Genomic DNA, 13226 nt, shown 5'->3' with positions numbered 1-13226 from the left:
AGCCCCCGCAAATCACAACACGACGACAACGCCGGGAGACGCCCGCATGAAACCGCGCATCAGCATGATCACTCTGGGCGTCGATGACCTTGAGCGCGCCCTGCGCTTCTACCGCGATGGCCTGGGTCTGCACAGCGAAGGGATTGTGGGCACAGAGTTCGAGTACGGTGCCGTGGCCTTCTTCGACCTGCAGAGCGGCCTGAAACTGGCGCTCTGGCCCCGCGCGAGCATCGCCCATGACAGTGGCCTGCCGTTGCAGCGCCCCGCCGCCACCGAACTGACCCTGGGCCACAATGTTGCCAGCAAGGCCGAGGTCGACCAGGTCATGGCTCAGGCGCAGCAGGCCGGCGCGGTGCTGGTCAAACCGGCGCATGAGACGTTCTGGGGTGGCTACGCCGGCTATTTCCAGGACCCCGACGGGCACCTTTGGGAAGTCGCCTGGAACCCAGAATTCGTACCCGACGAATCCTGAGCCGCAACCTCATCAGGCCTCGGCGAGGCCCTTCTCGTAATCCTTGAAATACTGCGTGGCCAGCTCGACCTTCTGCTTCTCGCTGAGCAGCTTGCCGGCCATCTGGAAGAATTTCTGCTCCTCTTCCTTGAGATGGTGGAAGACCTTTTCCTCCAGCTTCTTGGCCATCGCCAGCCAGGCCGGACTGGAGCGTTCCAGCTCGTCGAGCTGCTCGATCATTTCGTCCAGCTCATGATGTTCGGCGATGGCATGGCGCGACAGATCCACCCCGTTGTCGTATTCCAGCAAGGGGCTGTAGAAATACCGTTCCTCGGCCCGCTCGTGAGCCTGCAGTTCGGCCTTGAGCTGCTTGTAGGCCGCATCGCGCTCCGGCGTATCACCGCTGGTGGCGATCACCGCCTGGGCATACTCACGCTGCTTCTCGTGGCTCTCGCGCAGGGCTTCGAAAATATTCATCGTCACTCCTTATCAGGCGAATCATGGCCACCAGCCCCAACCGACAGGCACGGGGCTGGCCAAGCCTCACCCACAGCAGACCCACGCCCGCGTGACAGGGTTCAGGCCTTTTGTGCCGCCGGGCGGCGTGGTTTCACCTTTGGCCCGGTGGTAGGATTCGCGCCCCATGCGTATTCCCGAGATTCACCAGCGCCTCGCCGACCTCGGCGCCCTGCCTGCCCACAGTGGTCGGGTGGTACGCGCCTGGCTGCAAGGCAAGCCGCTGAACACCGGCACTCGCCGCCAGCATACCGATAACTTCCTGCCACTCTCCGTGCGCAACGGGCTGCCGCAACTGAGCGACGACCTCGACAACCTGGTTCGCCTGCGCTCCGAGCACCCCGCCAGCGATGGTTCGGCGCGCCTGCTGGTGGAGCTGAGCGACGGCCAGATGATCGAAAGCGTGCTGCTGCCGCGCGGCGGCCTGTGCGTCTCCAGCCAGGTCGGTTGCGCAGTGGGTTGCGTGTTCTGCCAGACCGGCAAGAGTGGCCTGCTACGCCAGGTAGGCAGCGCCGAGATCGTCGCCCAGGTCGCCCTGGCGCGGCGCTTTCGCCCAGTGAAGAAAGTGGTGTTCATGGGCATGGGCGAGCCGGCGCACAACCTCGACAACGTGCTCGAAGCCATCGACCTGCTCGGCACCGAGGGCGGTGTCGGCCACAAGAACCTGGTGTTCTCCACAGTCGGCGACCCACGGGTGTTCGAGCGCCTGCCGCAGCAGAAGATCAAACCGGCACTGGCCCTGTCGCTGCACACCAGCAACGCCGAGCTGCGCCAGCAATTGCTGCCGCGCGCGCCGCGCATCGACCCGGAAGAGCTGATGGAACTGGGCGAGGCCTACGCCCGCGCCGTCGACTACCCGATCCAGTACCAGTGGACGCTGCTCAAGGGCATCAACGACAGCCAGGAAGAGATGGACGCCATCCTGCGTCTGTTCAAGGGCAAGTACGCGGTGCTCAACCTGATCCCCTACAACAGCCTGGAAGCCGACGAGTTCCAGCGCCCGGACGGCGACCGCATCGTGCAGATGGTGCGCTACCTGCACAGCCGTGGCGTGCTGACCAAGGTCCGCAACTCCGCAGGTCAGGATATCGACGGCGGCTGCGGCCAGTTGCGCGCCCGGGCCGTGGATATCGTCAACACCCAGCGCCTGCGCCGCCCGCCGAACTGACCCCGAGGGTGCTACCCTCGCCGCCTTGATGATCCAGGCCCTACCCTCCATGCAAACACTCGAACAATTGCGCCGTGGCGAACTGGCTGGTTGCCAGCGTCTCGACCTGAGCGCCGAGCTGCACGAATTCCCCGCGGAAATTTTCGACCTGGCCGACAGCCTGGAAGTGCTCAACCTATCCGGCAACCAGCTCAGCCAGCTGCCAGCCGACCTGCCGCGCCTGCGTAAACTGCGCGTGCTGTTCTGCTCGGACAACCCGTTTACCGCCGTGCCGGAAGTCCTCGGAGATTGCCCGCACCTGGAGATGGTCGGTTTCAAGGCCAACCGCCTGCGCCACCTGCCCGCCGACGCCCTGCCCGCCCAATTGCGCTGGCTGATTCTTACCGACAACCAGTTGCAGAGCGTGCCCAACGAGCTGGGTGACTGCTCGCGCCTGCAGAAACTGATGCTCGCTGGCAATCAGTTGGCGGAGCTGCCCACGAGCCTGGCCGCCTGCCACAACCTGGAGCTGCTGCGCATTGCCGCCAACCGCCTGCAGGCCCTGCCGAGCTGGCTACAGGAGTTGCCGCGCCTGAGCTGGCTGGCCTTCGCCGGCAACCCGATCAGCGATGCCAGTGAAGCCGCTGCCCTGGCGCGACATCCCGTGCCTGCCATCGCCCGAAGCGAAATCAGCCTCGGCGCCATACTTGGCCAAGGCGCTTCCGGAGTCATCCATCGCGCCGACTGGCAACGCCCGGGGCAGCCAGCACACGCCATGGCCGCCAAGCTATTCAAGGGCGCGCTGACCAGTGATGGCCTGCCCCACAGCGAAATGGCCGCCTGCCTGGCCGCCGGCGAACACCCGCACCTGATCCGCGTGGCCGGCCCCTTGGCCGAACAGGCCGATACGCCGGCGGGCCTGCTGCTGGAACTGATCGACCCCGCCTACCGCGTGCTGGCCGGCCCGCCATCGTTGGCCAGCTGCACCCGTGATGTGTATGCCGACGCGCGCCGCTTCGACCTCGACGAGGCACTGCGCATTGCCCACGGCGTAGCTTCGGCCGTGGCGCACCTGCACGCGCAGGGCATTCTGCATGGCGACCTGTACGCACATAACCTGCTGGTCAATGAGGCCGGGCACTGCCTGCTGGGGGATTTTGGCGCGGCGTCGTTCTTCGACCCTCAAGGCCCGCAGGCCAAGGCCCTGCAGCAGATCGAGGCCCGCGCCTTCGGCTGTTTGCTGGAAGAACTGCTGCAACGCTGCCCGGCCGATCAGCGCCCCACGCAACAGGCGGCGCTGTGGCAACTGCAGACCGCCTGCAGCGCGCGCACTGCCAGCGAGCGACCGCTGTTCGCCGAGATCGCCGCGCAACTGGCGGGCTGAATCAGCCCAGGGCGGTGTCGAGGAACATCATCACCGCGAAACCACCCATCAGGCCTAGGGTCGCCGGGGTCTGGTGGCCGTTGCGGTGGGTTTCCGGAATGATCTCGTGGGATACCACGAACAGCATCGCTCCGGCCGCCAGGCCCAGGCTGATTGGGTAGGCGATGGCATAGCCACTGGACATACCGAGGCCGATCACCGCACCGATGGGTTCCATCAGCCCGGTCGCCACCGCGATCAGCGATGCCTTCAGCGCCGACAACCCGGTGCTGCGCAGGGCCATGGCCACGGCCAGGCCTTCGGGAATGTCCTGGATCGAAATAGCACTGGCCAGCGGGATGCCCACGCTGAAATCCCCGGCGGCGAAGCCAACGCCGATGGCCATGCCTTCCGGCAGGTTGTGCAGGGTGATGGCGAAGACGAACAACCACACGCGATTGATCCGCTCGCAGTCCGGGCCGCAGGGGCCGGTGCTCTCGTGCTCGTGCGGGGTGAAACGGTCCAGGCCGAGCATCAGAAGCGCGCCCAGGGTCAGCCCGAGCACTACCGTGCCGGCGCCGAGAAAGCTATTACCCGTCAGCGTCTTGGCCGCATCCAGCCCCGGCAGGATCAGCGAGAAGGCGCTGGCAGCGAGCATCATCCCCGCGGCAAAGCCGAGCATGATGTCCTGGGTGCGGGTGGTGATATGGCGCAGGCCGAGGGCCAGCAAGGCGCCAAATGCAGTAGCGGCGAACCCCGCACTGCCACCGTACACGGCGTAGCGCAGACGCTCGGCATCCGGCCCGGAAAAGGCGTTCAGCCCGCTGCTGACCAGCAGCCAGGCTACCGCCAGCAGGGAAATGACCAGGCCCAGGGTAATTCCGGGGTTGCTGCGCGCCTGGGCCAGCCAGGCGGCGCGAAAACTGTCGGCGTGTGGGTGAGCCGTTTCCATGCTGTCACTTCCCTGCAGTCGAAGGCCCGACTATCCGCCGGCCACCGCCTCGGCACAAGCACAGGCAGCCCAGAAACACCAAGGCCCGCGATGGCGGGCCTTGGTCATGTACGGGAAGCGTGTTGGCGAACTCAGGTGCCGCTTTTCACTTTGCTCCAGATACGCGTGCGTACGCGGTCGATCTTCAACGGCATGGCTTCCAGGGCATACAGCTTGGTCATCACTTCCTGCGGCGGGTAGACCTTGTTGTCGGCCTTGAGCGCCGGATCGACCAGGGCATCGGCCTTGGCGTTACCGTTGGCGTAGTGCACGTGGTTGCTGATGCCGGCCATCACTTCGGGCTGCAGCAGGTAGTTCATGAAGGCGTAGGCCTGGGCCTCATTCGGGGCATCGACCGGCATGGTGACCATGTCGAACCACATCGGCGCGCCTTCCTTGGGAATCACGTAGTCGATCTTCACCCCATTGCCGGCTTCGCTGGCGCGGCTGGCGGCCTGCATGATGTCGCCGGAGAAGCCCACCGCCAGGCAGATGTCGCCGTTGGCCAGGTCACCGACGTACTTCGAGGAGTGGAAATAACGCACGTTCTTGCGCATCTCCATCAGCAACGCCTCGGCCTTCTTGTAGTCCTCCAGGTTCTGGCTGTGATGCGGCAGGCCCAGCTGGTGCAGGGCGATCGGCAGCATTTCCGGGCCGTTGTCGAGGATCGCCACGCCGCACTTGGCCAGCTTGGCCATGTTTTCCGGCTTGAAGATCACATCCCAGGAATCCACGGCCACGCCCTCGCCGAGTACGGCCTTGACCTTGTCGACGTTGTAGCCGATGCCGGTGGTGCCCCACAGGTACGGGAAGCCGTGTTGGTTGCCCGGATCGTTGGTTTCCAGGGCCTTCATCAGCACCGGGTTGAGGTTGCCCCAGTTGCTCAGCTTGCTGCGGTCGAGCTGCTTCAGCGCACCACCCTGGATCTGCCGGGCCATGAAGTGGTTGGAAGGAAACACCACGTCGTAACCGGAGCGTCCCGCCATCAGCTTGGCATCGAGGGTTTCGTTGCTGTCGTAGACGTCGTACTGGGCAGCCAGACCGGACGCTTTCTCGAAGTTTTTCACCGTATCCGGCGCGATGTAGTCGGTCCAGTTGTAGATGTGTACGCCGTCTGCAGCCTGGCTGGCCGATGCCACCAGCATCAGCGGGATGATTTTCTTGAGCATGGATTACCTCATTGATTGTTCTTGTAGGCGAAAAGTCAAAGCAGTTTTAGAACCTGTTCAGGATCTCGCGAGCTAGAGCCAGACAAGGCGAAAATGGCCGAGGGAGCGGAGTTTACGAGCGGTAAATGAGCATCCCGAGGCCGTTTTCAACGCGGTATGGCAGACGCGCAGCAGATCCTGGGCTGGTTCTCAGAAGATCAGCACATAGGTTTTCCGCACGGTTTCTTGTATGTCCCACACGCCAGTGGTGTTGGCCGGCATCATCAGGGCATCGCCGGCGCGGATCTCGATGGGTTCGCCAACATCCGGGGTGAAGGTGCAGCGGCCGGCGATGAAGTGGCAGAACTCCTGCTGCACGATCTGCCGACGCCAGCGGCCTGGAGTGCATTCCCACACGCCGGCTTCCACGCCATCGTCACGCTCGACGCTGGTCGTCGAAGTCACGGCCACCGGCTCGCTGAGCGGCACGGCAACCGGGTTGGACTCTTCCAGCAGCAAGCTGGCGGTGTTCTTGAAATGGCTGATGGTCATCGGTGCTCTCCAGAAAATAAGCGAATGGCGCGGCGGCTGGCCGGCCAGCAATCAGTGCATGAAGCCTTCCATGAAACCCGCCACGCTCTGCGCCAGACGGCGGCGCCAGGGCGCGCTGTGCGGGTCGGCGAGAACGCGGTCTTCATGGACGAAACTGCGGATGATGGCGTTGTAGCCCAGCCAGCGGCAGGGCTCCGGCTCCCAGGTCGGCAAGCGGCCCAGCGGGCTATCGCTCATGACCCAGGGCTGGCGAGTGAGCAGGCTATCCTGGCCGAGGATCAGGTCCGCCAGGGTGCGCCCGCCGAGGTTGCTGGCCCCCACGCCTTCGCCGCCGTAACCGCCGGACAGGGCGATACCGTTCTTGCGGTCGCGCAGCATGTGCGGCTGGAAGCGCCGGCCCATACCCAGGTTGCCGCCCCAGGAATGGGTCAGGCGGACCTTGCGCAATTGCGGGAAGAGCTCGCCGAACAGGTAGCGACGCAGCTCCTGCTCGCCCTCGGTGAGGTTGAAGTCGGTGCGCAGCTGGCCGCCGAAGCGGTAGCCGCCACGGGCGCCGAATACCAGGCGATCATCCGCCGTGCGCTGGCCGTAGGTGACTTGGCGGCTGGATTCGCTGAAGGCCTGGCCACGGTCCAGGCCGATCTGCGCCCAGATGTCGGCCGGCAATGGCTCGGTAGCCACCAGCAGGCTCTGCACCGGCAGTTGGTGGCGCCCCAGCGGCGGCAGGCTGGCGGCATAGCCTTCGACCGCCGGTACCACCCAGTCGGCGCGTACGCTGCCGTGCGCGGTACGCACCTGGCCCGGCTGCCAGTCGATTACACGGCTTTGCTCGTATATCTCCACACCCAGCGCCTCGACGGCACGGGCCAGGCCGCGCACCAGTTTGGCCGGCTGGATGGTCGCGCAATGGGGGGTGTAGATGGCGCCGTAAGCATTGGCCACGCGCAGTTGCTGGGCCAGCTCGCTGGGGCTTAGCCAGCGGTAGTCCTGTTCGCTCAGGCCTTCGGCGTGCAGCTCACGCAGCCATTCGCGCTGACGCACCTCCTGCTCCGGATAACGCGCGGCGCAGTACAGCACGCCAGCCTTGCGGTAATCGCAGTCGATGCCTTCGCGCTGCAACACCGCGCCGACCTCATCTGGAATGCCATGCAGCAGGTCAAAACCGGCCTTGCGCTGTTCGGCCGGCAAACCGCCGAGTAAACGGTCTTCACCGAGCAGATTGCCCATCAGCCAGCCGCCATTGCGCCCGGAAGCGCCGAAACCGGCGATCTCTGCCTCGAGAATCACCACGCGCAACTGCGGCGCCTGGCGCTTGAGGTAATAGGCGGTCCACAGCCCCGTGTAGCCGGCGCCGATGATCGCCACGTCGGCCTGCAACTCGGCGCCCAGGGCAGGACGCGGGTCGAGGGGCTCGTCGAGCTGATCCATCCACAGGCTGATGGTGCGCCAGTCGCTCATTGCATGCTCCGAAAACGGGGGATGCGCAGAGACTAGTCAGTCGCTTCAGGGCTTGTCTTGTGTGCGTGCCCGCAAGGAAATCTGTTTGAGGTAGGCCTTGGGCGATAGCCCCGTGTGGCGCCGGAAGCAGTTGTAGAAAGCCGACAGCGAGTTGAAACCAGCGGCGAACGCCAGTTCGTCGACCCGCTTGAGGTCACTGCCCGCCTCCAGGCCATCGAGCAGGTGCTGCAGACGCGCCTGGTTCACATAGCGATAGAAGCTCTGCCCCAGCACCTGGTTGAGCAGATGGGAAATCTGGTTGCGGCTGTAGCCGGTAGCCGCTGCCACCTGCTGCAGGTCGAGTTCGGGGTCGAGGAAGGGTTTATGGCGCTGGAAGTAATCCTGCAGGTCCTGCGCCAGCAGGCCGAGCTGGCGGGCGGACAGCCCCAGGCGGCTGATCGCCGGGCGCGACGTGCCACCTTCGCTGGCGGGGCGATCTTCGCGCAGCAGGGTGGCGTATTCGTTGATCCGCCAGATCAGCCCGTCACGCACGGTAATCGCCTCGCCGGTGCGAAACGCCACCAGGCCATCGCCGCCCTGCAGGCTGATGCGGTACTGGATGAACGCCGTGTGGCCGTCGATGCGGATGCGATCGACATGTTCCAGCGACTCTTCCGGCAGGCGCGGCAGGCTGCTCTGCACGTAATCGCGCAGTTCGGCCAGGCGCATGGTGCGCTGCTGGAAGAAGTCGTTGTACTCGATATCCGCATGGTAGAGCGCCATCACCGCCTCAAGGTCGCGGTATTTCCAACTGAGGTGATAGCGCAGCACCGTTTCGCGGGTGCGTTCGGTCTGTTCGGAATCGTCGGGGAATTCGCCGTCGCTCATGCCTGGCTCGCTTGCAGTAAGCCGCCAGCTTGCCCGACTGCCGACAACCGCTCAATGCCGAACGTCGCGGGCGTCAGCCAGCAAACAGGCGGATACGCGCAGCCTGGGCCAGCACGGCAGAAGGCTTGAGGCCGATGATGGTGCGAAAGGTATGGCTGAAGTGCGCCGAGTCGGTAAAGCCGGCGGCCACCGCGGCCTCAGTCAGGCTCATGCCGCGCGCCACGCCGACGGTGGTGACGAACAGGCGGTGCCACTTGCGGTAGCGACGAATTGGGATGCCGATCTTCTGGCGGAACAGCTGGGTCAGGCGCGGCACCGACAGGCCTATCTGTGCGGCCAGCACCTCGATCGACTGGTTGCTTGAGACATCCGCCTTGATCAGCTCCACCGCACGGACGATGCGTGGATCGAAGGAGAAACCCTCGGGCTTGCACTGCTGCGGGTTGATCAGCTCATCCAGCCAGGCCCAGATCTGCGCCGGCTCGGCAACGCTGCGGTGCAGCTCGTCGAAACGCTGGCGGTAGCGCTCCTCGTCCTGCAGATCGCTGAACAGCCCGCCACGATGGTTGCCCATGCGGGGCGCCAGCAAGGCGAAGTCCTCGCCGAACACGTCCAGATAACACAGCGCAATGCGTGAGCCGCAGGTGTCCACCTGCAGGTCGAGGCCCGCCGGCAGCAACGCACTCGAGCAGCTCTGCTCGACGCCCTGGCTGCGCAAGGACATCGGCCCATCCAGGCTGACCAGCAGCATGGCCGCGGCCTGCGAGAGCTGCAGCGGCTCGGCGAACGGGCTCAGGTAGAAGGTTCGCTTATCCCACAGGTAGAGCAGGATCGGGGCGTCAGTCGGCTGCATAGGCCTCCCGTTTTGCCACTCGCCCGAGGCGGCGGCTTTTGTTGTTTTTGTGCGCGGAGGCTTATCACAAGCGCTGCTGGCAGGCCTAACCAGCGCGCCACTAACGTGACACAAATCACGTTTTATTGGGCGCCATTCACGCGATTTCATCAGTTCGTACAAGTGCAGCCCAGTACACAGGTGTTCTGATGGCCGCCACTTCGCTGCTGTGTGCGGAGCTACAAAAACAAAAAACGAACACAGGAATCATCATGAAAAAGCTGCTCGTACCAGCACTGGCCGCCCTCGGCCTGTGCGCTGCACTCCCCTCCTTCGCCGCCGGCACCCAGGCGCAAACCAAGAACCCGATCGTCCTGGTTCCCGGGATTTTCGCCTTCGACACCCTCGCCGGTGTCGACTACTGGCACCAGATCCCCAGCGCCCTGCAGAACCAGGGCGCCAAGGTCTATGTACCGAAGATCAACGCTTTCGACAGCTCAGCCAAGCGCGGTGAAGCGCTGATCAGCCAACTCGAACAGATCCGCGCGGCCTCCGGCGGCAGCGTGAAGAAGTTCAACCTGATCGGTCACAGCCAGGGCGGGATCACCGCGCGTTACGTGATGAACACCCGCCCGGACCTGGTGGCGTCGGTCACCACCCTGCACACCCCGCACAAGGGCTCGCCCCTGGCAGACGTGGCCACCGGCGTAGCGCCGGCCGGCACCTTGCGCGGGGTCGCCTTCGATGTGTTCGCCAACGCGGTGGGTGACCTGGTCAACCTGCTGTCGAACAACAAGAAGAGCCAGGCGGATATCCGCGCCATGCTCGCTGAGTTCAACAAGAACGGCGCCGCGGCCAACAACACCAAGTTCCCAACCGGCATCCCCACCAGCGCCTGCGGTGAAGGCCCGGAAACCGCCACCATTGCCGGCAACAGCGTGCGCATGTACTCCTGGAGCGGTACCTGGCAGCTGACCAATGTGCTGGACGTCTCCGACCCCTTGTTCAACACCACCGCGCTGGCCATCAGCGAGGCCAACGATGGCGTCACCGGGCGCTGCTCCAGCCACTTCGGCAAGGTGATCAAGGACAACTACATCATGAACCACCTGGACGCGAACAATCAGGTCCTGGGCCTGGTGTCATTGTTCGAGACCAACCCCAAGACGCTCTACACGAACCAGGCCAATCGCCTGAAAAACCTCGGCCTCTGACCCGACAACGCACCTGGCTGCCAACAGCCAGGTGCGCCACAGGAGCGTTCATGTCCGGCAAACTCATCGCCGCCACCCTGGCCATCCTCAGCCTTGGCGGACTTTGCGTCACCACCGTCCTACTGCTCGACCCCGAACCCGCCAGCGCCCCAACCGTGGACGCCAGCCCCGCCATACCCGCCAGCCCTGCCGACAGCCGTACGGCCCAAGCGATCACGCTCAACCGTAGCCTGCGCCAGACACCTGCCACCGAACTGGCTGATCCCGGCCCGCTGCCCACGTCACTGCAAGGCACCCGGCACGACGTGCAACTGCACCAGGACAATAACGGCCAACTACGCATCGAAGACGGGCTGCTACGGCTGTTCGACTTTTACCTGGCCGGCCTGGAAGAGGAAGGTATCGACCCCGTACTCACGCGCATCCACCGCGACCTGGCCGCGCAACTGCAAGGCCAGGCCTTGGAACAGGCACGCGACCTGCTGCAACGCTATGTGGACTACCGCATCGCCCTGCAAGACCTGCCGCCTGGCGACAGCACCCTGGAGGCCAGCGCTCTGCGCCAGCGCCTGGACGGCCTGAATGCCCTGCGTCAGCAGCACTTCTCGGCAGAGGAAAACCAGGTGTTCTTCGCCCGCGAGAATGCCGAGAACGACTACATGGTGCAGCGCCTGGCGCTCAGTCAGCAGGCAGGACTGAGCAACGAACAGCGCCAGCAGGCAATCACCGAGCTGGATGCACAGTTGCCCGATGAGCTGCGTGAGGAACGCGCCAACGCCAGCCGCGCCGGCGAGCTGTACAGCACCACCGCCGCCATGCAGGCACAAGGCGCCAGCGCGGAGGAGATTCGCCGAGTTCGTGAACAGGAATTAGGCAGCGAAGCGGCGGACCGCCTCGCCGAGCTGGATCAGCAGCATGCTGCCTGGCAGCAACGCCTCACGGACTATGCCGCAGAGCGCAATCGCCTGCGCGCCGCCGGGCTGAGTCCAGGCGAGCTGAACAGCGCCATCAGCGAGTTGCAGGCCAGCCGCTTCGACGAGCTGGAGCGTATGCGGGTGCAGGCTCTGGATGCCGAGCTTTAGTCCAGCCAGGCCTCCTACCAGTCAGCGACTAGACTGCAGGCAGGAGGTGCCCATGACCGATCAACAGGATGACAAGCCGCTGAGTTTTGGCCAGATGCTGCAAAGCGTGCTGGCGGCGGCCTTTGGTGTGCAAAGCGGCAAGAACCGCTCGCGCGATTTCTCCCGCGGCAAGCCCAGCCACTTTCTGATCATCGGCGTGCTGTTCACCTCGGTATTCGTGGTGACACTGATTGCGCTGGTCAAGCTGGTGCTGTACCTGGCCGGAGTCTGACTCAGCGCAGCAAGCTGTCGACGGAACAGCTGTAACGCTGCATGCGTGGCCGGGTAACCGCACTGAAGCTGCGGAAATTCAGGCTCTTGCCGCCATCACCGATATGCTGCGACAACTGTTTAGCCTCTCGCTCATCGAGCAGACGGAACAGCGGCGCCACCTGGTCCTTGCCCCCGCGCGCGGCGAAATCGAGCCCCGCAGCGTAGTCATGCAGCATGACCATGGCGCATCCGCCAAGAATGAAATGCCCACCGACCAGCGCACTGACACGGCCGTCGATACGCGCATCGAGGACGCGCGGTGAAGTGTTCAGCGCCGAATAGCGCAATGTGCGCCCCTGCTCCTGTGCTGCACGCATCACGCCGAAGGCCATCTCATCGTTCGCCGACCACACCAGGCTGACCTCCGGATAGCGCGGCAACAGCGCCTTGGCCTGCTCGTAGGCACGCTGTTCCTTCCATTCGCCATACACCATCTGCCGCAGGCGGATCTGCGGATGATCGGCTAGCGCCCGCCGCAAGCCCTCCTCGCGCAGGCTCGCCGACGGGGTCTGCTTGACGCCGGAGAACGCTACAACCTCGCCCCGCCCTTGCGGTGCCAGGCTGAACAGGGTGTGGGCCATCAGGTAGCCCGCTTCTTCGTCATTGGGGACCAGGCTGCCGATCCAGTTGGCGTATTTTTCACGGCTACCGCCGGCCAACGTCTGCTGTTCGGGCGTTAGGGTGCTGTGCAGGGCGAACAGCTTGATCCCGCTATCGGCGAACAGGCGCAGGATTTCCGGGCCGACATATTGCTCATTGGCGAAGACCAGGAAATCCGGTTTTTGCGGGGCCTGCAGCACATCGCGGGCGTTCTGCAGGATCTTGTGTGGGTCACGATCGCCGTAGACCACCTGCAACTGCATGCCCAGATCACCAGCCGCATCCTGCATATACGCCGAGTAATCGACCCAGAAGCGCTCGTGGGGAAACCCCGGGTTCAGGAAGACCACGGAAGTGGCTTGCGCAGAAAGGCTCACCAGAAACAGGAAGAACAGCAGGGAGGCACGCAACAAGGTATTCATCAATCATCGTTCACAGCAGTGTGCGCCAGAGTATACAGACCCAGGCATGGCACTCTGCCACCGCCCGACCAAAGCACCATGAAAAAGGCCAGCGCCGGGAATCCCGATGCTGGCCTCGTTGTCTCCACGCGAAATTATTGCTGGCTGACCCAGAACACTGCCGTAGCTACCGCAATCACAATCAGCATGAAGATGGCCCGGGCATCGACGATGCTGTCCTTGTCGTCCGCGTTGGTGTGGTCGGTCATGGCTTCCCCCTTTGTTGTGGTTA

At 64.3% G+C, this 13226-nt stretch carries 14 protein-coding genes; 6 read left to right on the top strand and 8 right to left on the bottom strand.

Annotated features, from left to right (window positions below; genetic code table 11):
* Positions 1–46: 46 nt before the first annotated feature.
* The gene (locus tag H3H51_RS19580) at positions 47–472 is read left to right on the top strand and encodes a VOC family protein (protein WP_183090750.1); all 426 of its coding nucleotides are present in this window, start codon (positions 47–49) and stop codon (positions 470–472) included.
* Between the two features lie 12 nt (positions 473–484).
* Here the strand turns inward: H3H51_RS19580 and H3H51_RS19575 are convergent, their stop codons facing one another.
* Positions 485–928: a hemerythrin domain-containing protein gene (locus tag H3H51_RS19575; protein ID WP_183090749.1), complete on the bottom strand. Its 444-nt coding sequence runs from the start codon at positions 926–928 to the stop codon at positions 485–487.
* A gap of 166 nt (positions 929–1094) precedes the next feature.
* Here H3H51_RS19575 and H3H51_RS19570 point away from each other — a divergent pair, with 166 nt between their 5' ends.
* Positions 1095–2135: an RNA methyltransferase gene (locus H3H51_RS19570; protein WP_183090748.1), complete on the top strand. Its 1041-nt coding sequence runs from the start codon at positions 1095–1097 to the stop codon at positions 2133–2135.
* Between the two features lie 49 nt (positions 2136–2184).
* On the top strand, positions 2185–3498 hold the full coding sequence (locus tag H3H51_RS19565) for a leucine-rich repeat-containing protein kinase family protein (RefSeq protein ID WP_183090747.1): 1314 nt from the start codon (positions 2185–2187) through the stop codon (positions 3496–3498).
* Between the two features lies 1 nt (position 3499).
* Here the strand turns inward: H3H51_RS19565 and H3H51_RS19560 are convergent, their stop codons facing one another.
* From H3H51_RS19560 to H3H51_RS19535, 6 genes are all read right to left on the bottom strand, one after another.
* Positions 3500–4429 carry a ZIP family metal transporter gene (locus H3H51_RS19560; RefSeq protein ID WP_183090746.1) on the bottom strand — a complete coding sequence of 310 codons (930 nt, stop codon included), beginning with the start codon at positions 4427–4429 and terminating at the stop codon, positions 3500–3502.
* Between the two features lie 131 nt (positions 4430–4560).
* Entirely contained in the window at positions 4561–5637 is a 1077-nt protein-coding gene (locus H3H51_RS19555) for a polyamine ABC transporter substrate-binding protein (protein WP_183090745.1), read from the bottom strand.
* 189 nt (positions 5638–5826) lie between these two features.
* On the bottom strand, positions 5827–6168 hold the full coding sequence (locus tag H3H51_RS19550) for a cupin domain-containing protein (protein ID WP_183090744.1): 342 nt from the start codon (positions 6166–6168) through the stop codon (positions 5827–5829).
* 51 nt (positions 6169–6219) lie between these two features.
* A complete protein-coding gene (locus H3H51_RS19545) occupies positions 6220–7626 on the bottom strand; it encodes an NAD(P)/FAD-dependent oxidoreductase (protein WP_183090743.1) in 1407 nt (468 codons plus the stop codon).
* A gap of 45 nt (positions 7627–7671) precedes the next feature.
* Positions 7672–8493, bottom strand: coding sequence for an AraC family transcriptional regulator (locus H3H51_RS19540; protein ID WP_183090742.1), 822 nt, complete (start codon positions 8491–8493; stop codon positions 7672–7674).
* Positions 8494–8566: 73 nt separating this feature from the next.
* Complete coding sequence (locus H3H51_RS19535; protein ID WP_183090741.1) at positions 8567–9346, bottom strand: AraC family transcriptional regulator; 780 nt, start codon at positions 9344–9346, stop codon at positions 8567–8569.
* A gap of 251 nt (positions 9347–9597) precedes the next feature.
* On the opposite strand from H3H51_RS19535, the gene H3H51_RS19530 reads away from it, so the two are divergent.
* From H3H51_RS19530 to H3H51_RS19520, 3 genes are read left to right on the top strand one after another with little or no spacing between them, the layout of a single operon-like run.
* The gene (locus tag H3H51_RS19530) at positions 9598–10539 is read left to right on the top strand and encodes a lipase family alpha/beta hydrolase (RefSeq protein ID WP_183090740.1); all 942 of its coding nucleotides are present in this window, start codon (positions 9598–9600) and stop codon (positions 10537–10539) included.
* Positions 10540–10589: 50 nt separating this feature from the next.
* On the top strand, positions 10590–11621 hold the full coding sequence (locus H3H51_RS19525; protein WP_183090739.1) for a lipase secretion chaperone: 1032 nt from the start codon (positions 10590–10592) through the stop codon (positions 11619–11621).
* A 52-nt stretch (positions 11622–11673) separates the two neighbouring features.
* Positions 11674–11892 (top strand): DUF2970 domain-containing protein, encoded by a 219-nt coding sequence (locus H3H51_RS19520; protein WP_183090738.1) that lies wholly within the window; start codon positions 11674–11676, stop codon positions 11890–11892.
* Position 11893: 1 nt separating this feature from the next.
* Here H3H51_RS19520 and H3H51_RS19515 read toward each other — a convergent pair whose 3' ends face one another.
* Positions 11894–12955, bottom strand: coding sequence for an ABC transporter substrate-binding protein (locus H3H51_RS19515; RefSeq protein WP_183090737.1), 1062 nt, complete (start codon positions 12953–12955; stop codon positions 11894–11896).
* Between the last annotated feature and the right edge of the window lie 271 nt (positions 12956–13226).

Origin of the sequence: Aquipseudomonas ullengensis (assembly GCF_014174475.1) — a bacterium.
Lineage (GTDB): Bacteria > Pseudomonadota > Gammaproteobacteria > Pseudomonadales > Pseudomonadaceae > Aquipseudomonas > Aquipseudomonas ullengensis.
This window is presented reverse-complemented; position numbering and strand designations above follow the sequence as displayed.

Bases quoted from the DNA above. Each gene is read 5' to 3' on its own strand.
- H3H51_RS19580 (WP_183090750.1), top strand. From the start codon at position 47: ATGAAACCGCGCATCAGCATGATCACTCTGGGCGTCGATGACCTTGAG.
- H3H51_RS19540 (WP_183090742.1), bottom strand. From the start codon at position 8,493: ATGAGCGACGGCGAATTCCCCGACGATTCCGAACAGACCGAACGCACC.
- H3H51_RS19560 (WP_183090746.1), bottom strand. From the start codon at position 4,429: ATGGAAACGGCTCACCCACACGCCGACAGTTTTCGCGCCGCCTGGCTG.
- H3H51_RS19545 (WP_183090743.1), bottom strand. From the start codon at position 7,626: ATGAGCGACTGGCGCACCATCAGCCTGTGGATGGATCAGCTCGACGAG.
- H3H51_RS19525 (WP_183090739.1), top strand. From the start codon at position 10,590: ATGTCCGGCAAACTCATCGCCGCCACCCTGGCCATCCTCAGCCTTGGC.
- H3H51_RS19530 (WP_183090740.1), top strand. From the start codon at position 9,598: ATGAAAAAGCTGCTCGTACCAGCACTGGCCGCCCTCGGCCTGTGCGCT.
- H3H51_RS19515 (WP_183090737.1), bottom strand. From the start codon at position 12,955: ATGAATACCTTGTTGCGTGCCTCCCTGCTGTTCTTCCTGTTTCTGGTG.
- H3H51_RS19575 (WP_183090749.1), bottom strand. From the start codon at position 928: ATGAATATTTTCGAAGCCCTGCGCGAGAGCCACGAGAAGCAGCGTGAG.
- H3H51_RS19535 (WP_183090741.1), bottom strand. From the start codon at position 9,346: ATGCAGCCGACTGACGCCCCGATCCTGCTCTACCTGTGGGATAAGCGA.
- H3H51_RS19570 (WP_183090748.1), top strand. From the start codon at position 1,095: ATGCGTATTCCCGAGATTCACCAGCGCCTCGCCGACCTCGGCGCCCTG.
- H3H51_RS19565 (WP_183090747.1), top strand. From the start codon at position 2,185: ATGCAAACACTCGAACAATTGCGCCGTGGCGAACTGGCTGGTTGCCAG.
- H3H51_RS19550 (WP_183090744.1), bottom strand. From the start codon at position 6,168: ATGACCATCAGCCATTTCAAGAACACCGCCAGCTTGCTGCTGGAAGAG.
- H3H51_RS19555 (WP_183090745.1), bottom strand. From the start codon at position 5,637: ATGCTCAAGAAAATCATCCCGCTGATGCTGGTGGCATCGGCCAGCCAG.
- H3H51_RS19520 (WP_183090738.1), top strand. From the start codon at position 11,674: ATGACCGATCAACAGGATGACAAGCCGCTGAGTTTTGGCCAGATGCTG.